The organism is Arsenophonus endosymbiont of Aphis craccivora, assembly GCF_013460135.1.
Lineage (GTDB): Bacteria > Pseudomonadota > Gammaproteobacteria > Enterobacterales > Enterobacteriaceae > Arsenophonus > Arsenophonus nilaparvatae.
Map to the genome: position 1 here is coordinate 340,172 of NZ_CP038155.1, position 24,593 is coordinate 364,764.

22 protein-coding genes and 7 pseudogenes are annotated in these 24,593 nt (G+C 41.2%); 15 read left to right on the plus strand and 14 right to left on the minus strand.

Annotated elements, in window-relative coordinates:
• The first annotated feature begins 171 nt into the window (after positions 1-171).
• From flgA to E3U36_RS01780, 3 genes are all read left to right on the plus strand, one after another.
• Entirely contained in the window at positions 172-711 is a 540-nt protein-coding gene (gene flgA / locus E3U36_RS01770; RefSeq protein WP_255479084.1) for a flagellar basal body P-ring formation chaperone FlgA, read from the plus strand.
• Between the two features lie 100 nt (positions 712-811).
• Positions 812-1,105 carry a flagellar biosynthesis anti-sigma factor FlgM gene (gene flgM, locus E3U36_RS01775; protein WP_180816893.1) on the plus strand — a complete coding sequence of 98 codons (294 nt, stop codon included), beginning with the start codon at positions 812-814 and terminating at the stop codon, positions 1,103-1,105.
• 4 nt (positions 1,106-1,109) lie between these two features.
• The gene (locus E3U36_RS01780) at positions 1,110-1,553 is read left to right on the plus strand and encodes a flagella synthesis protein FlgN (RefSeq protein ID WP_180816894.1); all 444 of its coding nucleotides are present in this window, start codon (positions 1,110-1,112) and stop codon (positions 1,551-1,553) included.
• A gap of 199 nt (positions 1,554-1,752) precedes the next feature.
• Here E3U36_RS01780 and flhA read toward each other — a convergent pair.
• A pseudogene (flhA, locus tag E3U36_RS01785) lies at positions 1,753-3,834 on the minus strand (flagellar biosynthesis protein FlhA).
• A pseudogene (gene flhB / locus E3U36_RS01790) lies at positions 3,827-4,978 on the minus strand (flagellar biosynthesis protein FlhB). The pseudogenes flhA and flhB overlap by 8 nt, the downstream one beginning before the upstream one ends.
• Before the next feature lie 434 nt (positions 4,979-5,412).
• On the opposite strand from flhB, the gene E3U36_RS01795 reads away from it, so the two are divergent.
• The gene (locus E3U36_RS01795; protein WP_238337488.1) at positions 5,413-5,667 is read left to right on the plus strand and encodes a DUF5339 domain-containing protein; all 255 of its coding nucleotides are present in this window, start codon (positions 5,413-5,415) and stop codon (positions 5,665-5,667) included.
• Positions 5,668-6,388: 721 nt separating this feature from the next.
• On the opposite strand, the gene motB is transcribed toward E3U36_RS01795, so the two are convergent.
• The 7 genes and pseudogenes from motB to putP all read right to left on the minus strand — a co-directional run bounded on the left by motB (position 6,389) and on the right by putP (position 12,139).
• The gene (gene motB / locus E3U36_RS01800) at positions 6,389-7,312 is read right to left on the minus strand and encodes a flagellar motor protein MotB (RefSeq protein ID WP_180816895.1); all 924 of its coding nucleotides are present in this window, start codon (positions 7,310-7,312) and stop codon (positions 6,389-6,391) included.
• Positions 7,313-7,314: 2 nt separating this feature from the next.
• Positions 7,315-8,127, minus strand: coding sequence for a flagellar motor stator protein MotA (gene motA / locus E3U36_RS01805; RefSeq protein WP_180816896.1), 813 nt, complete (start codon positions 8,125-8,127; stop codon positions 7,315-7,317).
• Between the two features lie 124 nt (positions 8,128-8,251).
• Positions 8,252-8,821, minus strand: coding sequence for a flagellar transcriptional regulator FlhC (gene flhC, locus E3U36_RS01810; RefSeq protein ID WP_180816897.1), 570 nt, complete (start codon positions 8,819-8,821; stop codon positions 8,252-8,254).
• Positions 8,822-8,823: 2 nt separating this feature from the next.
• Positions 8,824-8,958: pseudogene (locus tag E3U36_RS01815) on the minus strand (flagellar transcriptional regulator FlhD); the annotation flags it as partial.
• Positions 8,959-9,000: 42 nt separating this feature from the next.
• On the minus strand, positions 9,001-9,924 hold the full coding sequence (locus E3U36_RS01820) for an IS5 family transposase (protein WP_180816898.1): 924 nt from the start codon (positions 9,922-9,924) through the stop codon (positions 9,001-9,003).
• 64 nt (positions 9,925-9,988) lie between these two features.
• Positions 9,989-10,474 carry a hypothetical protein gene (locus E3U36_RS01825; protein ID WP_180816899.1) on the minus strand — a complete coding sequence of 162 codons (486 nt, stop codon included), beginning with the start codon at positions 10,472-10,474 and terminating at the stop codon, positions 9,989-9,991.
• A gap of 177 nt (positions 10,475-10,651) precedes the next feature.
• The gene (putP, locus tag E3U36_RS01830) at positions 10,652-12,139 is read right to left on the minus strand and encodes a sodium/proline symporter PutP (RefSeq protein WP_180816900.1); all 1,488 of its coding nucleotides are present in this window, start codon (positions 12,137-12,139) and stop codon (positions 10,652-10,654) included.
• A gap of 574 nt (positions 12,140-12,713) precedes the next feature.
• Between putP and putA the strand changes: the two are divergent.
• A pseudogene (gene putA / locus E3U36_RS01835) lies at positions 12,714-16,604 on the plus strand (trifunctional transcriptional regulator/proline dehydrogenase/L-glutamate gamma-semialdehyde dehydrogenase); the annotation flags it as partial.
• A gap of 92 nt (positions 16,605-16,696) precedes the next feature.
• Here putA and fliZ read toward each other — a convergent pair.
• From fliZ to E3U36_RS12435, 5 genes and pseudogenes are all read right to left on the minus strand, one after another.
• Positions 16,697-17,212: a flagella biosynthesis regulatory protein FliZ gene (fliZ, locus tag E3U36_RS01840; protein WP_180816901.1), complete on the minus strand. Its 516-nt coding sequence runs from the start codon at positions 17,210-17,212 to the stop codon at positions 16,697-16,699.
• 47 nt (positions 17,213-17,259) lie between these two features.
• Entirely contained in the window at positions 17,260-17,982 is a 723-nt protein-coding gene (locus E3U36_RS01845; protein ID WP_180816902.1) for an RNA polymerase sigma factor FliA, read from the minus strand.
• Between the two features lie 401 nt (positions 17,983-18,383).
• Positions 18,384-18,641 (minus strand): annotated as a pseudogene (locus E3U36_RS12430) (flagellin); the annotation flags it as partial.
• A gap of 265 nt (positions 18,642-18,906) precedes the next feature.
• Complete coding sequence (locus tag E3U36_RS01855) at positions 18,907-19,530, minus strand: flagellin N-terminal helical domain-containing protein (RefSeq protein ID WP_500784359.1); 624 nt, start codon at positions 19,528-19,530, stop codon at positions 18,907-18,909.
• Between the two features lie 29 nt (positions 19,531-19,559).
• Complete coding sequence (locus E3U36_RS12435) at positions 19,560-19,712, minus strand: hypothetical protein (protein WP_238337490.1); 153 nt, start codon at positions 19,710-19,712, stop codon at positions 19,560-19,562.
• Positions 19,713-19,805: 93 nt separating this feature from the next.
• Between E3U36_RS12435 and E3U36_RS01860 the strand changes: the two genes are divergently transcribed.
• From E3U36_RS01860 to E3U36_RS01895, 10 genes and pseudogenes are all read left to right on the plus strand, one after another.
• On the plus strand, positions 19,806-20,219 hold the full coding sequence (locus E3U36_RS01860) for a flagellar cap protein FliD N-terminal domain-containing protein (protein WP_180816903.1): 414 nt from the start codon (positions 19,806-19,808) through the stop codon (positions 20,217-20,219).
• A gap of 16 nt (positions 20,220-20,235) precedes the next feature.
• Positions 20,236-20,307, plus strand: a pseudogene (locus E3U36_RS13140) (hypothetical protein); the annotation flags it as partial.
• Between the two features lie 12 nt (positions 20,308-20,319).
• Positions 20,320-21,162, plus strand: coding sequence for a flagellar filament capping protein FliD (gene fliD / locus E3U36_RS12320; RefSeq protein ID WP_202881826.1), 843 nt, complete (start codon positions 20,320-20,322; stop codon positions 21,160-21,162).
• Positions 21,163-21,210: 48 nt separating this feature from the next.
• Complete coding sequence (fliS, locus tag E3U36_RS01870; RefSeq protein ID WP_180816904.1) at positions 21,211-21,480, plus strand: flagellar export chaperone FliS; 270 nt, start codon at positions 21,211-21,213, stop codon at positions 21,478-21,480.
• On the plus strand, positions 21,440-21,676 hold the full coding sequence (locus E3U36_RS01875; RefSeq protein WP_180816905.1) for a hypothetical protein: 237 nt from the start codon (positions 21,440-21,442) through the stop codon (positions 21,674-21,676). The genes fliS and E3U36_RS01875 overlap by 41 nt, the downstream gene beginning before the upstream one ends.
• Positions 21,673-21,999, plus strand: coding sequence for a flagellar export protein FliJ (gene fliJ / locus E3U36_RS01880; RefSeq protein WP_255479085.1), 327 nt, complete (start codon positions 21,673-21,675; stop codon positions 21,997-21,999). The genes E3U36_RS01875 and fliJ overlap by 4 nt, the downstream gene beginning before the upstream one ends.
• The gene (locus E3U36_RS12885; protein WP_255479086.1) at positions 21,950-22,114 is read left to right on the plus strand and encodes a flagellar FliJ family protein; all 165 of its coding nucleotides are present in this window, start codon (positions 21,950-21,952) and stop codon (positions 22,112-22,114) included. The genes fliJ and E3U36_RS12885 overlap by 50 nt, the downstream gene beginning before the upstream one ends.
• Complete coding sequence (locus E3U36_RS01885) at positions 22,114-22,818, plus strand: hypothetical protein (protein ID WP_180816906.1); 705 nt, start codon at positions 22,114-22,116, stop codon at positions 22,816-22,818. The genes E3U36_RS12885 and E3U36_RS01885 overlap by 1 nt, the downstream gene beginning before the upstream one ends.
• A gap of 25 nt (positions 22,819-22,843) precedes the next feature.
• Entirely contained in the window at positions 22,844-23,335 is a 492-nt protein-coding gene (locus E3U36_RS01890) for a flagellar hook-length control protein FliK (protein WP_180816907.1), read from the plus strand.
• A 316-nt stretch (positions 23,336-23,651) separates the two neighbouring features.
• A pseudogene (locus E3U36_RS01895) lies at positions 23,652-24,575 on the plus strand (IS5 family transposase).
• Positions 24,576-24,593 lie beyond the last annotated feature (18 nt).

Consider the following 24,593-nt stretch of genomic DNA (forward strand, 5'->3'; position numbering starts at 1 on the left):
GATAATGGTTGGTTAAATAGTGGCTATTAAATAAAAATGAAGAGGAAATTTGTGGTTAATCGAATATTTGTTTTACTACTACTCTTGCTACCTGTTAGCGTCAGAACAGCTGTTAGTCTGCCAAAGACGTTACAGAACTATTTTAACCAGCAGTATCTCAAGAAAGATAAGGTGACAATTATCATTCTTACCCCTGCAGAACAGTTTCCTAGCTGTCACACATTACAAATTAAACCGGCGCCTTCCCAACAATACTGGGGGAAATTAATCCTACCTGTTAGTTGTGATGAAAAAAAATATTATCTTCGCTTAGCCGTTAGTGTTGAAGGCACTTATTGGGTAGCTAATAAACCGATAAAACGTAATTCGGTTATTAATCAGCATAATGTGATGGCTAAACTCGGTATGTTAGAAAAATTACCACACGGCATTATCCGTGATACGCGTAGCTTAATGGATAACTTTAGTTTACGTGATATTGCTGCCGGACAGCCCATTACGCAGAATATGTTACGCCCTGTCTGGGTTATTCAGGCCGGTAAAAATGTGATTGTTTATGCTCAAGGTCGCCATTTTCAAGTGAAATATGCAGGCAAGGCGATTAATAATGCCGCTGAAAATGAGCCTGTGCGGATCAGGATGCCAGCAGGCCAAATTATCACTGCGATTGCACAAAAAGAGGGTAATGCCAAAATTACGCTAAAAAATTAAAGTTTTTGGTCGCTAAGCCGTTATAAGATCTATAAAACATGATAGTAAACCTTAATGATAACTATCACAACTAAACCGATTAAATAACAGGATGTAACTCATGAGCATTGAAAAAACCACTCCACTCAGTGGTATAGCAGCGCTTTCGCACCATGAAGAGCCACAACCACAACCCAAAAAAGTGAAACCATCAGTCACTAGCGACGAAAAAGACCCTATCTTTACCTTAAGTTTGAGTGGATCAGCAGAAAAACTATTGCAAGCCAGCAACAAAGATATTCGTCAGCCCTTAGTTGAACAGGTACGACAGAAAATTGAACGTGGCGCATTAACCGTCAATGCAGAAAAAATTGCTGATGCCCTGATCCAATTAAATACCAGCATACGTGATTAAATCGATGACCCAACAGACGCAACAGGAGATCCTCATTGAGCAACTTTCCCAATTGGAAACGCTCAAGGAGCTACTCAATATTGAATATCAACTACTGATTGCTGGTAAAGTTGATTTATTGCGTTTAAATGAAGTGACCGAAAAAAAACAGTATTGGTTAACCGCACTACGCCATAGTGATGAAAAACGCATTACTTGCAGTCAACAAGGCAATTGTTTGCCGCCCTATCAGCAAGATAAAACTCTGGCCTCTATCTGGCAAAAAATTGAACTGCAAATTAAACATCTTTATCAACATAATAGCCAAAATGGGCTGCTGCTTAAGCAGCATATGCAGATCAATCAAGAGCAATTAACCTTCCTTAAAAAACGTCATAGTCCAACACTGTATGGTGAACATGGCCAGACAGAAAATGTCGTCGCCAGCGGTTACCGAATCAAAATTTAATCCTCAGGCATTGACTAGCAATGCCTTATTTGCGATTGAGCAATACGATATAACGCTGCTATAAACCGATTACCAATCACCAACATATTGCTAACCATAGTAAAATCCGATCACGAGGGAAAGATATTGCAGAGAAAATTTTGTTGATGGTGATGAACGCTTTTACCACCTAAAAGTGATCAAAGTGTTCATCATTATATTAATTAACCGTTTGGCCAATAAAGGAGGTTAAACGAATTTTCCGTTCGTCACTGATCTCAAGACTGGAAACTACCGCAAGCTGGGGTAAACTTCGACGTAAAAAACGTGACATTAAAGGACGTAAGCTATGATTGACAATTAACACCTGTGGTGCACCAATTAAACTTTGATTATTGATAGCTTCAATCGCTTGTTGCTCAATATTACCCGCCAGCCCCGGCTCTAATCCACCGCCCGATTGTAGTGCTAGGATCAAAACTCGCTCAAGGCTAACATCCAGACCAATGGCTTTGATCTCTAGTTTATCACCAAACCAATGCTGCGTGATCGCCCTGGCTAACGCAATACGAACCAAACTGGTCAGTTCCGTTACCTCTTTTTGATCTGCCGCATGCTCTGCTAAGGTTTCAATGATGGTGCGCATATCACGTATCGGCACCTGCTCACTTAATAAATTCTGTAATACTTTATGAAACAGCGTTAAATTGATCACATCAGGCATCATGATCCTGCGTCAGTTTCGGTAACTCTTTACTGATCCGTTCATAAAGCTGCTGCGCTTCCTGACGACCAAATCATTCACTAGCAAAGCGACTTAACAGATGATTAAAATGCGTCGCAATTACCGTACTAGCTGCAACCACCGTATAACCTTGCACTTGCGCCTGTTCACGTAATGCTTCATCGATCCAGATAGCCGGTAAACCAAAAGCAGGCTCTTGGGTCGCATCACCGATCAATTCCCCGATAGCACCACCTGGGTTAATTGCCAACCACCGCCCTGGATAGGATTCCCCCCGACCAATTTCTACCCCTTTCATTAAAATACGATAGACTTCGGGCTTCAACGCCATATTATCGCGAATATGTAACACCGGCGCTAAATAACCTATCTCTTTGGCAAATTTTTTGCGGATGCCGCCAATTCGATTAAGCAGCTCGCCATTTTGTCCCTGATCAACCAATGGGATCAAACGGTAACCAACCTCCATACCCAATGGATCTTCAGGCTGAACATCATCCCAACTAACCTCTACCTCCTGGTAACTCTGTTCAATCTTTTGTTGTTGCTCAACATCAATTACCGGTTTGGCCGAGCGTTTCATCAATTTCCAACCAATAAAACCTAATACCAAAGTAAAGAGCAAAAAAACAATATTTGGCATACCGGGGACAAGCCCAAGCAAACCTAATACTCCCGCCGTTAACATCAATACCCTTGGGTTATCAAATAGTTGGCCCAACATCTGCTCGCCGACATCTTCATCAGTCTCAACCCGGGTAACAATCACACCAGCAGCGGTAGAAATAATTAATGCCGGGATCTGTGCCACCAGGCCGTCACCAATGGTGAACAAGGTATAGATACTCGCTGATTCACCCAACGTTAAACCATGTTGAGCGACACCAACCACTAACCCACCAATGATATTGATCGCCATAATCATCAGTCCGGCGATGGCATCACCACGCACAAATTTACTAGCACCATCCATTGAACCATAAAAATCAGACTCTTGGTTAACTTCTTTCCGTCGCGCTTACGCTTCATCAACCAAGCCGGCATTCAGATTAGCATCAATCGCCATCTGCTTACCTGGCATACCATCTAACACTAAGCGGGCACCCACCTCTGCTATTCGACCAGCACCTTTGGTGATCACCATAAAGTTAATCAGAATCAGAATAATAAAAACCACAATGCCAATCGCAAAATTACCACCCACCAGAACATGGCCAAAGGATTCAACAACCTTACCTGCTGCCGCCGATCCGGTATGTCCCTCTAATAAAATAACGCGGGTTGAAGCCACATTGAGTGATAGCCGTAATAAAGTGGAAAACAGCAAAATAGTTGGAAATGCCTCAAATTCAAGAGGGCGCTTGGTAAACATGGCCACTAATAACACCATAATCGAAAGGGCGATATTAAAAGTGAACAACATATCTAATAAAAAAGCGGCAATGGCAATACCATCATCGACAAAATTAATAAGATTAATATTGGTCCGGCTAAAATTTGCCATTGAGTATCTTTTAAGTCTTTAGGTAAACGCAATCGTGAGGCTAAGTTAGCTATGAGTATTATTATCTCCTGCAAAATCCAGTCCCTGAGGTACTGATACATTAGTGGTTTTCTTTGGTTTCAATCCGCCTTCTCGCTGCCAACGTCTGAGCTGATATACCCAGGCCAACACCTATGCTACCGCGGCATAAAGTGTTGCCGGAATATGACCACCGACTTTGCTATGGCTATAAAGCGCTCTTGCCAGAGGTGGTGACTCCAGCACTGGAATACGATTTTCTTCACACAGTTGCTTAATATTTAATGCAATTAATCCAGCCCCTTTGGCCAATACTTTAGGGGCTTGCATGTTTTGATTGTCGTACTGTAAAGCAACTGCATAGTGAGTCGGGTTAGCAATAATAACATCTGCCTTTGGCACATCAGCCATCATTCTACGGCGGGAAATATCTCGCTGTTGCTGACGAATACGTGCTTTAATGTGTGGATCGCCCTCTTGCTGTTTGAATTCATCCTTGATTTCTTGGCGAGTCATTCTGAGTTTTTTCAAATGGCTAAGCAGCTGATAAAGAAGATCAAAGCCGATTAGTGGAATAAGCATAAATATGGCAATATAAGCAGCAAATATCATTAATTGTGTCGCCTGAGTTAATGCCAGATAACGCGGTTCGGTGACTAAATGATAAAAGTGAGGCAGATTGACCCACACAAAAAGGCTGATACCAATAGAAACTAATATAACTTTCAATAATGCTTTAAACAGTGCTGCCAATGCATGGATTGAAAATATGCGTTTCAATCCAGAGATTAGATTTAATTTTTTCCAGTCAAATTTAATCGACTTAAAATTAATATGTATACCACCAAAAAAACTAGGAGCAGCAAAAGCGATTAATACCAATCCGGCTATAATCGGCAATAATGCGTTGAGGCCAACTTTAATCGACTCAAACACTCATTTAGGCAATAGGTGACTATTGTATAAAATATATTTATTAAAATAGAAAGTCTGTGAAAAAAGTATATGGAGCTTTTGATAACAATAATGGCCACAAACCCAGAATAGCGAAACACCGGCAATTAACATGCAAAAAGAACTTAATTCACGGGAACGAACAACCTGGCCATCTTCCTTTGCTTTTTCCTTTTTTCGGGCAGTAGGTTCTTCGGTTTTTTCTAAATCACTCTCTTGTGCCACTCCCTTTTACTCCGTTAATTTTCTTTTGACAAAGGAAAGACGCTAAGCTTGCCATAATAAAATCAACTTAAAAGGAAGATAACAGAGAAGGAATAGTTATTATTTCCGCTATTAGCTCAGATGGAAAAATTATAATAAGATAAAAATAGTTAATATTTCTTCACTATATAGAATCATTAAGTTATGGCTAATATCCATTGATATTAATTTGCTGATATAACAATGAGTGATCGTTTTATCTATTTTGTTTTTTTCATTCTATAAAATACGATCATGAGGAAAATGTACAACCTGATTAAAACTATTAATATTTCACATCTTTATAAAATGAATCTATACTGTATAAACTAGGTAAATATTATTTGGTTAGGGATTATTATGAGAAAATTACTATTAACTTGTAGCATGGGTTTATTCGCATTTATCATCACTGCTTGTTCAGAAGAAGAGAAAAAATCGACTATATCGGTGCAACCGATACCTGTAAAGCTTATCTCTCTGAAGTTGATTCCTTAGTTACTAAGGCTTCTGAAAACCCACAAACCAAAGCACAACTTGATTCTATAAAAAATCAACTTGAAGATGGTAAAAAACAGATCATTGCCCTGCCTAAAGATCAGCAAGATAAAGCTTGCCGACAAGGCATCGATGCGATGAAGCAGATAAAACAGTCGTTAAATATGAAGTAAATAATATTCTATCATTATTTTAGAAGAGATACATTGCTTATTTTATTTTGAATAATCTTGTATCTCTTTTATTTTTGTTGGCTATTGTAAATCATCAATAACCATAAATGACCGCGAACTATCCACCGTAAGTCCACCAGCCAGTTTCTAAACTTAACGCTATAAGATTCAGCTTCTTTGTGTTACCTACTGCTTATACTTCATTCTTATATTTTACGTCATTTATTGAATAATCTGTTCAATTTTCTGCTCAAAAATTCCAGAAGCAAAATATTTCACCGCATATTTGCTGGCTCCGCTTTAGAGACAATAATAATGTCTTCCGTCCTATGAACCATAATTCTCAGTGGGTAATAGGACGGATCACGCTTTTTAATCATTTCTTGCACAAGATAAGGCGCTGCCACACAACCAACAACGCCCTTGTTCGGTTGTTGAGCCAGAATTTGTCATATAACTTTGCGTATTGACACTGTTTAATGTAAAAAACTATCTCATCAGATTTTCAACAAAGATAGTTCTATTGTTATAACTGACAAAAGCCAGATTTTGCAGCATAAATTTTAACAAAAAGTGAATAACCCCAACGAATAATGACCTTATGAAATATTAAAAACAACAATATTTGCGCCATCTCATTCAAAACGTTCTTCTGCTTTATGAAAATATTTGATAAAGAGCGTCTAAATAGTTATTTATTTTTTCGTTGAGGTAACATTATCTACCATTGTCGGTAGATAATATTGCTGATGTACGAAAGCAATGACGAATTCTTCAATTGACTGCCTTTTTCTTTACTCTCTTTTGTAAGCTGTGGCCGCTGATTTTCATGAATAATTGCCGCTTCACGCTCTTTATTTAACACCAAAATACTAATTCGACGATTAGCGGCTGCCGCTGGATTGGTTTCTAATGGTACCGTTGAGGCCATGCCTACCACACGGATGATTTTATATTCTTTCAAACCACCACTAATTAATGTACGGCGTGAAGAATTTGCCCTATCTGCCGATAATTCCCAGTTACTATAACCATAACCGCCATTAGCATATGGGGTACTATCAGTATGGCCAGCAAGACTAATTTTATTCGGATAATCATTCAATACCGGTGCTAAAATATGGAGAATTTTTCGCATATTTTTGTCAATTACCTCACTGCCGGTGCCAAACATAGGCCGACTTTCACCATCAATAATTTGTATCTGTAACCCGTCATCAATTAAATCTATTAATAAATTAGATTTTACATCCTGCAAACGAGGATCATTCATAATTAATTGTTCCAGACCCTGTTGTAATTTTTTAAATCTTTCTGGTTCACTGTCTGGTAGTTGAATCGTCTGTTCTACTGTTATATCACCGTCTTGATAAATAATTTCTTGGCCACCACCAGGTATAGGGTTAGTAACATCACTACTATTAGTGCCTTCATTTAATGAAGTTTTCAGTGGCGTACGAAAATAATCGGCAATACGAGTCAGTTCCTGAGGACTAGAAATAGATAAAATCCACATGACTAAAAAGAAAGCCATCATAGAGGTCATAAAATCGGCATAAGCAATTTTCCATGAGTCAGTGTGATAATAAACCATTTTTTTACGCCGTTTTTTCTTGATGATGATAGTAGATTTTGCTGTTTTCATAATCAAGAATCTTTAACATCAGAAGAATTGGTACCAATCGGATTTTTCATACTACGAACATGATTTTCTAATTCATAAAAAGAGGGCCTATCATCTAAAAACAGCGTTTTCCGACCAAATTCTACCGCAATTCGTGGGGCATAACCGTTAAGGAATGACAGTAAAGTGACTTTAATACATTCCATCATCTTAATTTGCTGATGGCTCTTTTGTCGCACCAAATTTGCTAATGGTGAAATAAAACCATATGCCAGTAGAATTCCCAGGAAAGTTCCAACCATCGCATTAGCAATTAATATTCCCATCTCGCCAGCAGGCCTATCCGCAGAAGCAAGTGCATGCACCACCCCCATCCCCGCGGCAACTATACCAAAAGCAGGTAATGAATCACCTAACATACTTAAACTAACCGCAGGGATTTCAGCTTCATGTTCAAAAGTGGCAATTTCTTCATCCATTAATGCTTCAACCTCATGGGCATTCATATTGCCAGTAACCATTAATCGCATATAGTCAGTTAAAAAGCTTATTAAATGCGGATCATTTAATAATTTAGGATATTGAAAAAAAATGTCACTCTGATGTGGATTTTCAATATCTCGCTCCAACGATAAAATTCCTTCTTGGCGCGCTTTTGATAGTAATAGAAATTGTAGTGCCATTAGATCCATATAAATTATTTTATTATATCGCGAACTTGTTAGTAATTTTGGTAATACCTTCAATGTTGCTTTAATCGCTTTGCCATTATTTGCTACAATAAAACCACCTAATACTGCTCCAATAACCACAAGATAGCCTAAGAATATAAGCACCTGATATTCCCTTTATTGATAATGATGAACTAGAGATCCGTATTCAAAGCTAACATACCGACCTATAAGAGAGCTATGGTAAACCTAAACCATCATTTTCTATTTTATAAGCTCAGTTGCTACACTACTGAATTTTCCCCAATACTTGCGCATGAATATCGGCAAATTGACAAGAATGTTTACGTTTTTTGATCGCCCTTGAAGGTGGTTGGCATAAACTACAAGCAAAAATGTTCACTGGTTGGTGTGCATGGGTAATAAAAGTTCCACCACAGCAGCGACAAGTTGATGGTTGCAACATGCCACTATCAACAAATCGAACTAGCGTCCATGCCCTTGTCAAAGCAAGTATATGTGGTTTGCTTGGTTCAGTGCCGCATTGTTCCAGATACAAACGATAAGCCCGTACGACAGCATTTATTCCCCTATAATGACCACTGGTTAATAAAAATCGATAAGCATTATAAAACATAGAAGAATGAATATTTTGTTCCCAAGTAATAAACCAATCGGTTGATAATGGCAACATACCTTTAGGTGGTGGATTACCCAGTAATTCCTTATATAACTTAATTAATCGTCCTCGGCTGAGTTGAGTTTCACTTTCCAACATTTGAAGACGTGCACCTAAATTAATTAAATCTATAGCCAAATGGATATCTTTTGCTTCTTGAACAATACTTTTACTCACCATAATTATGCCCTTCTTTTTATCGATTTATCATTTTTCGATAATTGTTGGAACAAATGAGTTGATAATAAAATTCCGGTGTGAATTTGTTGTAGATCATCAACACGAGATTCTTTAGTTAATTGTGGCTTTGTTGAATAAATCAGAATTAGCCGCCAGGATGGCTCCCTCTGCTACAGCTGTTATCCGATCCTGACGCTGTGTGGCATACCCAACAACGTCATACGGTTCAGCGCTTTGACCATCGCCATTGCTTCACCTACCTGAGCCTCATAGTCACGCAGCCTCAGATGGCCACCCAGCAAAGTTTTTATGCGGAACATCGCTGTTTCTGCCACTGAACGCCGGTGATAACCCACTTTCTTTTTCCACATATCATTACTCCTGCTCAGACGCTGATTCGCCACCGCATGGTTACGTTCATGGTACTTGTCCGGCCAGTATTTCGCTCCGCTTCGCGGCGGGATAAGGGGCCTGATTTTCTTTCTTAGCAACGCGTCGTGGCAGTAACAGGCGTCATAAGCACCGTCTGCTAACACTTCCCTGATTTTCCGGTGGGTTTGGTTAATCAGGCCCGGCAGTGCCTGCGCATCTGTCGTTCCGCTGAGCGATAAGTCGGCACAGATAATCTCATGAGTCACACTGTCTGCTGCCAGATGAAGCTTGCGCCACACTCTTCGTCTGTCAGCCCCATGCTGCCTGACTTTCCATTCACCTTCGCCAAAGACCTTCAGACCGGTACTGTCGATGACCAGATGCGAGATTTCACCACGCGTTGGCGTTTTTATGCTGATGTTGACGCTCTTTGCTCGTCTGCTGACCAGCGAGTAGTCCGGACAGCACAGCGGCAAAGACATGAGTTTAAAAATCGAATCAACGAAGCCCTGTAATGCCCGGAGCGACAGGTTAAACACACGCTTCATCATCAGGACAGTGGTAACAGCCATATCGCTGTAGTAAAGCGGCCGGCCACGACCTTCAGGCGAAGAATTGTCAGTCCATCCAGCGATGGCCGACTCATCAAGCCAGACCGTCAGGGAACCGCGTTGTCTGAGTGCCTTGTTGTACGCGGGCCAGTTGGTAATTTTAAACTTTTGCTTTGCCATGGGGACCTGATGTTGAAACGAATTTAGCGATCAGCTCCGCCAATCACCTAAAAGTTCGATTTATTCAACAAAGCAACGATAAATATAAATAGGCTAATGTATCAAGAATTGTGATGAAATCATTTTTACCAGCATATTTATCTAATTGATGTATATTATATTGTTCAGCAGATTTACTGTCATATATATCAAAAAATTCCATATTACAATCGTTCATATACAAACTTTGAATAAGATGTTTATATAATCTGGCATCAGATACAGCATTAAGATTCTGCAATTCTTTAGCAATTATTCCTGGTACAATATTAGCGTTAACCTCTTTATCTTCGTAATAATAAATATTACTATTATCTATTCTTTTTTTTATTTCTGAGCACAATAAAGTAATAGATGATTTTACTCCTTCTTGCTTGCTATGCTCATCTGCAAAAAAAAATTCAACCGATTGATTACAAACACCCTTTAGCTTATCGATGATAGCATGATTAATATTACTCTTGACTTTTCTATAACATTGACTAATAGAATTAATATTAGCTATACGCATAATTTGTTATTTCAACCATCTCAAAAACAACAAATATCAATAATTTCATTATTAATTAATATAACAAAACCACCTAAAATAAAAAGAATCTACTAAACCAAATAGTGAACAAATCTCAGATTAAATAATAAAATGGCTGCTGATTAATCGGTGGATCAATCAGCAATCGTTAGCGTGTTATTGGCTGGCTTTATATTCAGCTTCCGCTTTAATAAAGCGTTTCACGGCGCTCTGGCTAGGTGCGGTAGTTAACAGGCTAACGACAACAATGGCGATTGAGGCAAAAATAAAACCGGGAATAATTTCATACAAACCAAACCACTTATATTGCATCCATATCAATACCGTTAAAGCACCGACCAACATACCGGCTAAAGCACCATAGCGATTCATACGTTGCCACAAGACAGAAATCAAGATCACTGGACCAAAGGCCGCGCCAAAGCCTGCCCAGGCGTTGCTAACTAAAACCAATACTTTATTATTGGGATCAAGAGCAATAAAAATAGCCATTGCCGCCACCACTAACACCATGGCACGACCAACCCAAACTAACTCTCGCTGGCGAGCTTTAGGTCTGATAAACGGTTTATAGAGATCTTCAGTCAACGCACTGGCACAAACCAATAATTGACAACTCAAGGTACTCATCACAGCAGCTAAAATGGCTGATAACAATATCCCGGCCAGCCAAGGATTAAATAAAATAATGGCTAATTCCATAAATACCCGCTCAGGATTAGCCATAACCGCACCGGCAACGGCAGGATGCAGATCAAAATAAGCAATGGCAAAAAAACCAACCGCAATCGTGCCTGCTAAACAGAGTACCATCCAGGTCATACTAATACGCCGTGCCCGCTTAATGGTTTGCGCTGATTCAGCTGCCATAAAACGTGCTAATATATGCGGTTGGCCAAAGTAGCCTAAGCCCCATCCCAATAAAGAGATAATGGCAATAAAATTTAATCCTTTAAACATATCTAGATATGCGGGATCTTTATTGTTAATAAATGTTACCGCGCTGTCCAAGCTACCGACAGCAAAGATCACCATGATTGGTGTTAATAATAAGGCAAAAATCATCAAAGTAGCTTGTACCGTATCCGTCCAGCTAACGGCTAGAAAACCGCCCAAAAAAGTATAAATAATGGTGGCTAATGCACCTAGCCACATCGCTTGCTGATAGCTTATGCCAAAAGTATTTTCAAACAGTAATCCGCCGGCCACCACACCGGAAGCACAATAGATAGTAAAAAAAACCAAGATCACCAAGGCCGAAACAATACGCAACATTTTACTTTTATCTTCAAAGCGGCTGGTAAAATAGTCAGGTAATGTAAGCGAATTATGATTATTTTCGGTTTGCACGCGTAATCGCCCAGCGACTAATCGCCAATTTAAATAAGCGCCTAAAGATAATCCGATCGCAATCCAGCTTTCCGCTATTCCGCTTAGAAAAATAGCGCCCGGTAATCCCATTAATAACCAACCACTCATATCTGATGCACCAGCAGAAAGCGCCGTTACTACCCCACCTAAACGACGTCCGCCTAAAATGTAATCATCAAAACTGGTTGTTGAACGATAGGCCCAAAAACCGATTAACAACATCACAAAAATATAAATCACAAACATAATTATCATTGGGTAGCTTAATGTCATCTGTCCCTCTCCATCGTTTTTCTCTTTTTGAGTTTTGTTAGTATGCAGGCATGCAAGTTATAATTTTGAATTAACGAAAATTAGACTTATTTTTAACGCATAAACTGACTTTTTATTTTCCTATTCTTCTTGAAATTTTATTTTGATGAAAATATAATCAACTCAATAAATAAACCATAAAATAACAAAAATTTAATAGTTATTGGGCCAATAATCAGAAAACTAGCCACAAATGTTAATTTGTTTGGTGATATATTTAGTTAAATAATTATAAAATTAATTAATTTAATATTCTTTTATTTATTTATGTTTCAGCAAGATATAACAATACTTATAATAAAATCTATTTTAATTAATACAAAAATAGATTTATTTCACATTTCTCACACTTTCATTAGTTAACAATATTGCACCAAATTAAAACATAAAGGATATTGTTAAATTACCGACTTCTAACAATCAGCAAAAGAATAAGAATTAGTCGCCGCATAACTGCAGTCATTCTTTCTGTTGATAAAGTAACCAGATAAGGTATTGAAACAACTTTACAAAGCCTGGAGCTTAGATCGATTAGTTAACAGGACAGGCAATATTTAATTATCTTAGACACTTTGATAATGAGGAAACTATGGTTCAATTCCCGGCTACCAAAGTTAATGAAAAAGAAAATTCATCTAGTGACATCGCAATATGCCCTAAAACAGGAAAGCCCTCCTTTTTAAATTTTGCACAGCATATTTTACCTCAATCCGCAAAACGCTCAGCAATCACTGCAGCCTATCGATTACCTGAAACACAGCTATTACCTCTATTAGTGCAACAGGCACAGCTACCAGAAACTGAGACACAAGCGGCTTATCAACTAGCCTATCAGCTAGCAAAAAATCTACGTCAGCAAAAAAAGAGTGTTGGCCGTTCTGGTTTAGTCCAGAGTCTATTACAACAATTTTCTCTCTCGTCGCAAGAAGGGATTGCGCTTATGTGCCTGGCTGAAGCACTGCTGCGCATCCCCGATAACGCTACCCGTGACATATTGATCCGCGACAAAATTAGTGGTGGTGACTGGAAGTCACATATTGGACAGAGTTCATCATTATTTGTTAATGCCACCACCTGGGGTTTGCTAATTACGGGCAAATTAGTTGCCAGCCATCATGAAACTAAACTTACCAGTGCTCTTAACCGGATCATTAGTAAAAGTGGTGAACCCATTATTCGTCAAGCTGTGAATATGGCAATGCGGCTAATGGGTGAGCAATTTGTCACTGGTGAAACCATCACAAAAGCACTAAGTAATGCGCATAAAATGGAAAATGAAGGTTTTAGCTACTCGTATGATATGTTAGGTGAAGCAGCCTTAACCGATGAAGATGCCAAAAGCTACATGGCTGCTTATCAACAAGCGATTGATGCTATTGGTAAAGCTTCCGACGGCAAAAGCATTTATGCCAGTGCCGGAATTTCCATTAAACTATCTGCCCTCCATGCAAGATATTGCCGGGCTCAATATGAGCGGGTGGTGTCTGAGCTTTACCCTCGTCTGTTCACATTAACCTTACAAGCACGTCATTACAATATTGGCATTAATATTGATGCTGAAGAAGCCGATAGATTGGAAATTTCCCTAGATCTGTTAGAAAAGCTGTGCTTCGAACCGCAACTAGCCGGCTGGGATGGAATTGGCTTTGTCATTCAGGCATATCAAAAACGCTGCCCCTATGTTATCGATGAAATTATCGATTTAGCGCAACGCAGTCAACACCGTTTGATGATCCGACTGGTAAAAGGCGCTTATTGGGATAGTGAAATTAAACGCGCGCAAATAGATGGTCTTGAAGGTTACCCGGTCTATAGCAGAAAAATTTATACTGATGTCAGTTATCTGGCTTGTGCGCGTAAATTGCTGTCGGTGCCCAATTTGATTTACCCCCAATTTGCCACCCATAACGCCCATACCTTAGCCACGATTTATTATATGGCTGGTGAAAATTATTATCCTGGCCAATATGAATTTCAATGTTTACATGGCATGGGAGAAGAGCTATATCAACAAGTTGTCGGCGCCATCGCCGAAGGTAAACTTCATCGTCCCTGTCGTATTTATGCGCCAGTCGGTAGTCATCAAACCTTGTTGGCTTACCTGGTGCGCCGCTTACTGGAAAATGGCGCAAATACGTCATTCGTTAATCAGATTGCCGATCCTAATATTCCATTAGATAAACTGGTAGCCGATCCAGTGCAACAAGTGCTGGTGGCGGCTGAAACGGCAGGCCAACTGGGTTTGCCACATCCACAAATCCCACTGCCTCGTGCGCTATATGGCAGCAAGCGCCTCAATGCTATTGGTATTGATTTGACCAACGAACATCACCTGGCGGCACTGGCGCAGACTCTACTGACCACCCCTCTCTGTTATCAGGTTAAACCTTTACTGGCAGGAGAACCGCCCTCGCCGGCTGAAATTTCAGCCCGACAGCCGATCACTAATCCGGCTAATTTTGACGATATCGTCGGCTATGTCCATGAAGCAAGTCTAACCGAAGTCGAGCATGCGTTGGAAATTGCTACCGACGCAGCTACTCGCTGGGCGACGATTCCCGTCATACAACGAGCGGCCATTTTGCAACAAGCGGCTAGCCTGATGGAGCAGCAATTCTCCCGTTTAATTGGCGTATTGATCCGTGAAGCCGGCAAAACCTTTAGTAATGCCATTGCTGAAGTGCGCGAAGCGATCGATTTTTTGCGTTACTACGCCGTACAGATCAGTGAAAATTTCAATAATGAAAGCTATTCGCCACTGGGTGTGGTGGTTTGCATTAGTCCGTGGAATTTCCCACTGGCGATTTTTAGCGGCCAAATCGCTGCCGCTTTAGCGAGCGGTAATAGCGTATTGGCCAAACCGGCAGAGCAAACACCGATTATTGCCATGCTAGCGGTTGAGTTACTGCACCAGGCGGGCATTCCCCGCGATGTTCTCCAGCTGCTGCCCGGTAGCGGCGAGCGAGTGGGTAGCAAACTGATCAGTGACAAGCGGACGAACGGTGTGATGTTTACCGGTTCAACCCAGGTGGCCAAACTGATCCAGCATAATCTTGCCGGCCGACTCAATGCTCAGCAACAGCCCATTCCACTGATTGCCGAAACCGGCGGCTTAAATGCCATGATTGTTGATTCATCCGCACTGACGGAGCAAGTTGTCAATGACGTTATCATTTCAGCCTTCGATAGTGCCGGTCAACGCTGCTCTGCCCTACGTATTCTTTGTATCCAGGAAGAGGTCGCTGAACGCACACTGACGATGTTAAAAGGCGCGATAGACGAATACCGAATCGGTGATCCTAGCCAGCTGGCAACCGATATTGGCCCGGTCATTGATAGCGAAGCACAGCATAATATCGAACAGCACATTGCCCAGATGCGTCAAGCAGGGAAAACCCTGTATCAGGCTGAGCAAACTAGCCAACAGCATGATAATCAATGGCAACAAGGCACCTTTGTCCGACCCACCTTAATTGAAATTGACCATTTTAATGAACTGAAAAATGAAATTTTTGGCCCGGTACTACATATTTTACGCTTTAAGCGCCATCAACTAACCAGCCTGATCAAACAAATTAATGACTCAGGTTATGGCTTAACTTTAGGGCTGCATAGCCGTATTGATGAAACTATCGCCGACGTTTGCCAGACGGCCAAAGTAGGTAATATTTACGTTAACCGCAATATGGTCGGTGCGGTAGTTGGGGTACAACCATTTGGCGGAGAAGGACTATCGGGTACCGGGCCAAAAGCCGGTGGCCCGCTTTATCTCTATCGATTGCTCAGCCAAAGGCCAGCTACCATCATGGATAAACTGTTTACGCCACCAGATAATCGCTATCCAGTTAAACATGGCCAACCATCATTGCAGCCATTAACGCCCTTTGCTGCCTTCTGTGATTGGGTAAAAAATCGCCATCATGTAACTGTTGCTGCGGTTATTGACCTCTATCAGCCATTGACCGCAACTAGCATCTGCCATCAGCTGCCCGGCACAACCGGAGAGCATAATAGTTATAGGCTAGTGCCACGCGGGCGGATTTTGTGTCTGGCGGAAACAGAAGCGGATGCAGTGATCCAGCTGGCAGCAGTGTTAGCGATGGGATGTCAAGTGCTATGGCCAAATAATGCCATCCAGCAGCAATTGCAGGCAGAGTTGCCTGCTTTAGTCAACCAGATGATCAGGCTAGCTGATAATTGGCAACTAACCGACTGCCAATTTGATGGGGTTATTTTTCATGGCGATCGCAATCAGTTACAAACTGTTTGTCAAGCAGTGGCTGAACGTGAAGGGCCAATTATTTCCGTGCAAGGATATCGATCCGGAGACCAGCATTTATTCCTTGAGCGTTTAGTCCATGAACGAGCTGTCAGTGTCAATACTGCGGCGGCCGGCGGCAATGCCAGTTTAATGACACTAGAATAATTTTTCATTGCCAACAATAAAGCCTTAGCGATTTGCTAAGGCTTTATTTATCTAATAACTGTGAAATAATGTAGTTTCTATCCATAGCAATCTTATGCTGAGTGATCGGCCTGCCAGTCTAGGAATTGCTCATATTTACGCAACGCAATATTGTAATTACTAAAGGCAGAGTCGGTCATTTTATCCTGCATCTGAGCCTGAATTTTTTCAATCTCCAATTCAGCGAGCGGAAATTGTATTTCACTTAACAACTCATCCAGTCGACGCAGCCGCACCACATATTCACGTACGGTACTATGGCTCATTTCAGTCTCATTAAACAGATACTGTTTAAACGACATAATATCAAAATAGCCAGTATCACTATTACAATAGATTTCACTACAAAAACGACATAACGCGGTAAATTTATGCTGTAACTCGGCCCAAGCTTGCCAATCAACCAGCTCGGTCATCGCTGAAATCGCTTCTTTATTCAGAATTTGATCATTAAACACCAATGAAATCCGATCAAGGGTTTTGTTACAGTGTGCGCAGTGAATTTGACTATGTTTATAGTCTTTAACATAACGGCTCAGCGGCCGCTTCTTTTGGTTAGAAACAGACATATTAGATAAGCCCTGTGTGTAAATCGTAAACAAAAAAATAAAAAATATTATTTATCTGGATTTAAGCGCGCTCGTAGCCGTTTTATCGCCTGGCTATGTAGCTGGCTGACGCGGGATTCCCCGACATTCAACACCGCGCCTATCTCCTTCAGGTTCAGATTTTCTTGATAATATAGCGTCAAAACCATTTTTTCCCTTTCAGGCAAACATTCTATCGCCTTTATAATATTTTTGCGAATATCAGTTGCTATTAAAGTTTGCAGCGGATTTCGCTCGTCGTCAACCTCAATAATCGGTTCACAGCTCTCACCATGCACTGCATGCCACTCATCATAAGAGCATAATTGACTATTGTTGCTATCCTGCAATAACTGCTGATACTCCGACAGACCGATGTGCAACTTATCAGCAATCTCCTGCTCGCTCGCCGGTCGGCCTAGCGCTTGCTCAAGCTGCTGCATCACTTTGGCCGATTCCCGCGCCAGGCGGCGCACACTACGCGGCACCCAATCGCGGGCGCGTAATTCATCTAACATCGCTCCACGCACCCGTTGCACGGCATAAGTAGCAAAAGCGGTATCTTGCGTCATATCAAATCGCTCGATCGCATCTAACAAACCAATACCGCCAGCCTGAATTAAATCATCCAGTTGCACGCTAGCAGGTAATCTCACTTGCAGTTCTAATACTTCATGACGTACTAAAGGAAGATAGCGCTCCAATAGTACATCTTTTTCAATTATCCCATCCTGGGTGTAGAGATCGTTCACAGTAAGAACCTGTCATTGATAACAGGCGCTTATTATCCGAAATTGAGGCGGCAAATAATGGCGTAAATAGTGCTATAAAACGGGCTTTTTTTACTTATCTATTATTTTTAACCACCTCAATTAACCGAACACGGAACCTAGCGGCAAATTATGGTCAGTGTCAAAAGCATTGACTTAGGCTAATTGATCGCCATTTAGGGCAATACTTTGTTGCTTGAGGATGGTGCCGTCAGGAGGGATGTCAGTGAATCAGGCAGGATAGCTTGCGACGATCACACCATATTACAATTAATTGCTATTAATAATTATTGATTTTAACAGTGATGGCGATAATATCTTATAATACAGGCCGGCAAAAGCCGGCCTGCAAAATATTACCAAAATAATGACTAATTCAACTATTAACGCAGTAAAGAAAGCACTGACTGGTTAGACTGATTAGCCATTGCCAATACTGTGGTGCCAGCTTGTTGCAAGATTTGGGCATTACTTAAGTTAGACACTTCTTCGGCAAAATCGGCATCCAAAATACGGCTACGGGCAGCAGATAGGTTGTTAACTGTATTGGTTAAATTCTCAACCGCTGATTCCAGCCGGCTCTGTATGGCACCCCATTGGCTACGTTTAGCAGAGACATCATCCAAGGCTTTATCAAGTTTTGCAAAAACTTGATCCGGTGTTACCGAACCTGCACCTTGACCTGTACCTTGGCCACCTGGTAAGGCCGTACCTACAGTACCGGCATGGCTAGTGTTGATTTTAGTACCAACTGTGATACCCACTTCTTTATCAGCACCACTAGCATCAGCTGCTAAAGTCACCTCGTAAACGTCGCCTGCAGTCGTTTTCAATACATATTGATCCGCAACCGAAGCACCCGCATTATCCAGCTTTTGATGCAACTCATACCCTGAGCTTAATGCATTACCTACCTGTAAGACCAGAAGCACCAGAATTAGTTATTGTAACCTTAGCTGCATCCAAGACACCTGTGGCAGTATTTCCGGTGAAAGTTAGATCGGCATCAAGTCCAGCTGCTGTTGCTGCAGTTGAGTTATACTGCACTGTCGCTGCCGTTCCCGATGACGCAGTTGCTGCGAATACATTTAAATCAATATCTTTAATATCTAGAGTAGCGATAGTGGTTGCCGTTACATTTACCCCAATTTGTTCACCATGGTTGGCACCCGTTTGCAGCATTATCGTGCCATTGGTATCTAATGTTTTATTGCCGTTAAATTCGGCTTGGTTAATAATACGGCCAATTTCCTCTATACGCTGTGCTACTTCAGCTTGCAGCGTCGCAATATCTTTGTTTGAGTTAGTACCGTTACTGGCCTGCACCGCTAAATTACGGATCGCCTGCAAGTTATCATTCACCTGTGACAACGACCCTTCGGCGGTTTGTGCTAACGAGATACCATCATTGGCGTTACGCGTCGCCTGTTTCATACCCATAATGTTAGAGGTCATGCCATTGGCAATTGACATGCCGGCCGCATCGTCTTTGGCACTGTTAATGCGCAGGCCAGTAGATAGAAGTTGGATAGTGGGCCCAAGTTATTTTGGGTTTTATTTCATGCTTTTTGCGCATTTAACGCAAACATATTGGTATTGATAACCAGAGCCATAATAATTCCTTTATTTAAATTTAACTTTTTAATTGGCCAAAACTTTTGGCTGTTTTGATTAGCGTCACAGCGGTTTGATACTTTAATTTTTTGTGGCAACAAATTCATTTGGCCTGATTATTTAACTTCTATTAGCTGAGGCCGATAATCATGGTAATCAGGTTTAACTAATCAAATAGGATAGGAAAAATCATGTCAAACATGACTTCGTTGGGTGTAGGATCAGGCATGCCAATTGAACAATGGCTAGAGAGTATAGAGGCCAATGAAAATCAAAGATTACGGCCGTTAAAACAGAAGCAACAAAAATATAATCAAAAGATCAGTGCTTATGGTTCATTGCTGGCTCAGTTGGATAAATTACAACAAGCCGCTGAATCATTAATGAAGTTTGATAAAATTAGTACCACTTCAGTCAGTAAAAATCATAACACGGTAACTGTTAGCAGCGACGAAAAAGCAGTGGCTGGTAGTTATGAAGTGAAAGTTGAGCAACTGGCGCAGGCCCAATCGTTAGCCACCACTAAGGTTGATGATGTAAAAAAAATTAGCTGGCCCTGTTGCGGCAGGCCAAGAGCGGATATTAGTTATCAAGCAAAACAGTGAAAAACAACCGCTGGAAATTAAATTAAGCGCGCAGCAAACATCACTGATTGAAATCCGCGATGCCATCAATAAAACCGATAGCAATGTCAGTGCCAGCCTGGTGAAAATAAAAGAGGGGGAACACCAATTAGTACTCACTTCAAAAAAAACCGGCACCGATTCGGCGATGGAGATTGAAGTTAAAGGTGATAGCGAGCTAAATAAGATCCTAAATAGTAGCCAAATGCAACCAACCGTTGCTGCTGAAAATGCTAAAGTTACCATTAATGGTATCCAAATTGAGTACAGTAGTAATGAAATTAAAGACGCTCCCGAAGGGATCACATTTACCCTGGTTAAAACGGCAGAAAAAGATAAAGCTAGCGGATTAATATCAGAAACCGTCACTGTAGCTCGCGATATCGAACCGACTAAAAAGGCGATCAAAAACTGGGTTGATGCTTACAATAATCTGCATAGCTTTTACAAAACACAAACCAAATATGAGCCAACCAAATTAGGTGAAGCGCCTTCTGCCAATAATGGCGTACTATTAAACGATCGCAGTTCAGCAATGAGCTTCTCGCAAGTGAAAAATTTGACCTTCAATGTGCAAAATCGGCCGGATATGAATCATTTGAACCATTTTGGTATCGGCTTTAATCATGAAGGCAAACTCACTATTGATGATAAAAAACTGGATAAAACGCTAAAGGATAACCCGGTGAAAGTTAAACAATTTTTTATGGGCGATGGTGAAACAACCGGTTTTGCCACTGAAACCTTTAATTATCTTAAAAAGACGCTGGATACCCTGGAAGGCCCACTACATCTCACCACAGAGTCACTGAATAAACAGATAAAAATACTCAATAACAAAATGGAAAGTGCGCAAAAGAATATTGAAACCAAACTTAAAACTCTGCGGGACAAATTTATTGCTATGGATAAAGCCATCAGCTAGATGACACAAAGCAGCAACTCTGTAATAGCCTTACTGACGAAATAAATTATGAATACATCAGCAGCTGAAACTTTATATACTCATGTTGATATCGAAAGCCAGGTTTTAAATGCTTCCCCTTATCAGCTAGTACAAATTTTATTTGATGGTGCCTTGAGTGCCTTAAAACGGGCGGTAATTTATATTGAACAAAATAATATTCAGCAAAAAATCCGTGCTATCTCAAAAGCGATTGCTATTATTAATGAGGGATTAAATAGTGGCGTTGATCTAGAGCATGGCGGTGAAATTGCTGAAAATATCCCGTTATCAACGTAATCAAGATCTGATTAATGTTGGCGCTTATGCTGCGGGTAGTGATCCGATCCTGGATCAAGCCATTCAGCTTTATCCCAATTTGCAGCAATTTTTACGCCAGGATTGCGATCAATACTGTTCAAGGGAGACTTCCCACCAACAGCTTTGTCAGTTATTTCCTGCGACTAGTTCTGAAAACCCTAGTGAGGAACCATGAAGCAAACAAACTCCTTCGCACTATTACATAATTTCAGCCATAACGACAGCCACCAGGCGGCACTACAGTTATCGCATATTCAGCGGCAGCATCAACAAATGCAACAACAGCTAATACAATTGCTACAGTACCAAGATGAATATCGCCAACAGCTTAATAGCATACTCCACCAAGGAACTTCTTCCGCAATATTACAACATTATCAACAGTTTTTACTGACGCTTGAACAAGCGATCACGCAACATCAACAACAGCTAGTTAGCTGGCAGCAGCGTGAAACTGATCGCCAAAAAAAATTGCCAGGGAAAACAGCAAAAAACTAACGCCTTCAATAAGCTACAACAACGTAGTGAACGTTTACAGAAAAAACAGGCTGATTTTATTGAACAAAAACAAATGGATGAAATAGCACAACGTGCCGTTTTAAGAACATCATAATGATAGATACATCGGTAACATTTAGCGCTGGCGCGCACTCCTCTAAGCAACAGTTATCATCACCAACAGAACATACGGCCAATTTTGCTCACATGCTAGCTAACTATTCATCACCAGCAAAAGAGAAAAAACCACCAGACAGCGCTAACTCAGATCTGGCCCAACAAGAAAATGAATTATCGGCTATCAATGGCTTTTTGGCGGATGAAGTCACTGCACAAATCAACGACAGCGCCGACTTATCCCTTGAGCAAGAATTGACACTGTTAGCTGATAATCAACTTATTGATCAACTTCCGATTTCACTGGCAACCATAGCCTCGCAGCTAAAGCAGGAAAATAGTCCCGCCGGTTTATCAGAAGAATTACTCGAGCAGACTAATAGCCAAACATTAACTGATGATATTGAGCAGCGGGATAAAAACCTTAGTTTAAAACATCTTACTCTGCTATCAACCACAAATAATCCCTCAATTGACTTTCCTCTGTCCAATATATCATCGCCGTTTGTTAAACCGGACGCCGCCCAATCTCAGTCACAATTGACTAAACAGGATATATCGCCATTGCAGTCATTACTGGCAAAACAAGGCGTCTCGCCATCTGAAGCATTATTACCACCAATTCAGGCTAATATCGCTGCCACCAAGCCAGACTCAGGCAATAGAAAACCCAGCACTAGCTACTGGATCGATAACCAATAATACCACGATATCATTAACATCATTAATGCCAAACTCAACAACATTAAGTCACTCAATTTCACCTACCATCAATTTTATTGCCTTGGCTACCACGATTGATCATCCTGAATGGGGACAAAAATTTAGTGAGCAGATCTTATTTCTCAGTCGTCATGGTTCACAACAAGCGGAGCTACGGCTTTATCCCGAAGAATTAGGCAACCTACAGATCCAACTTAAAGTTTTCGATGATAAAGCTCAACTCTCTATTGTTACGGCTAACCAACAAATCCGTCAGTTTATTGAAACAAATCTGCCTCAGTTACGTCATGCATTATCAGAACAAGGCATAGAACTGGGTCAAACACATGTTGGTGATCAGCATAATAAGCAACATAGTGATGAAAATAGTCAACCGTTCAAATCACCATCATCAATCGCTGATGATCGACAGCAACAGACAAAAGATGATGCATTAGTCAGATCCCAACCAATTATGCAGACCGCCATAACAACCGGTATTGATATATTTGCTTAAAATTATTAGCCATCTTTATTATTTTGACAGGGGAAAATTTCCCCTACTATTTTCAACATTTATCAATGACAAAATAACCTCCCATTTTTATTGTTTTATTCCTCCGTCAAAATATTCATTGAGCCGGATAATTATATCGAAATGCAGAAACAGGGATAACACGTTAATTGATAATAGTTTCATTATCCCAAGTAAAATCAAAAGGAATTACCTGTCTATGTCCAAGTCTCAACGTCAAGGAGGCTTTGTTGAATAAATCGAACTTTTAGGTGATTGGCGGAGCTGATCGCTAAATTCGTTTCAACATCAGGTCCCCATGGCAAAGCAAAAGTTTAAAATTACCAACTGGCCCGCGTACAACAAGGCACTCAGACAACGCGGTTCCCTGACGGTCTGGCTTGATGAGTCGGCCATCGCTGGATGGACTGACAGTTCTTCGCCTGAAGGTCGTGGCCGGCCGCTTTACTACAGCGATATGGCTGTTACCACTGTCCTGATGATGAAGCGTGTGTTTAACCTGTCGCTCCTGGCATTACAGGGCTTCGTTGATTCGATTTTTAAACTCATGTCTTAGCCGCTGTGCTGTCCGGACTACTCGCTGGTCAGCAGACGAGCAAAGAGCGTCAACATCAGCATAAAAACGCCAACGCGTGGTGAAATCTCGCATCTGGTCATCGACAGTACCGGTCTGAAGGTCTTTGGCGAAGGTGAATGGAAAGTCAGGCAGCATGGGGCTGACAGACGAAGAGTGTGGCGCAAGCTTCATCTGGCAGCAGACAGTGTGACTCATGAGATTATCTGTGCCGACTTATCGCTCAGCGGAACGACAGATGCGCAGGCACTGCCGGGCCTGATTAACCAAACCCACCGGAAAATCAGGGAAGTGTCAGCAGACGGTGCTTATGACGCCTGTTACTGCCACGATGCGTTGCTAAGAAAGAAAATCAGGCCCCTTATCCCGCCGCGAAGCGGAGCGAAATACTGGCCGGACAAGTACCATGAACGTAACCATGCGGTGGCGAATCAGCGTCTGAGCAGGAGTAATGATATGTGGAAAAAGAAAGTGGGTTATCACCGGCGTTCAGTGGCAGAAACAGCGATGTTCCGCATAAAAACTTTGCTGGGTGGCCATCTGAGGCTGCGTGACTATGAGGCTCAGGTAGGTGAAGCAATGGCGATGGTCAAAGCGCTGAACCGTATGACGTTGTTGGGTATGCCACACAGCGTCAGGATCGGATAACAGCTGTAGCAGAGGGAG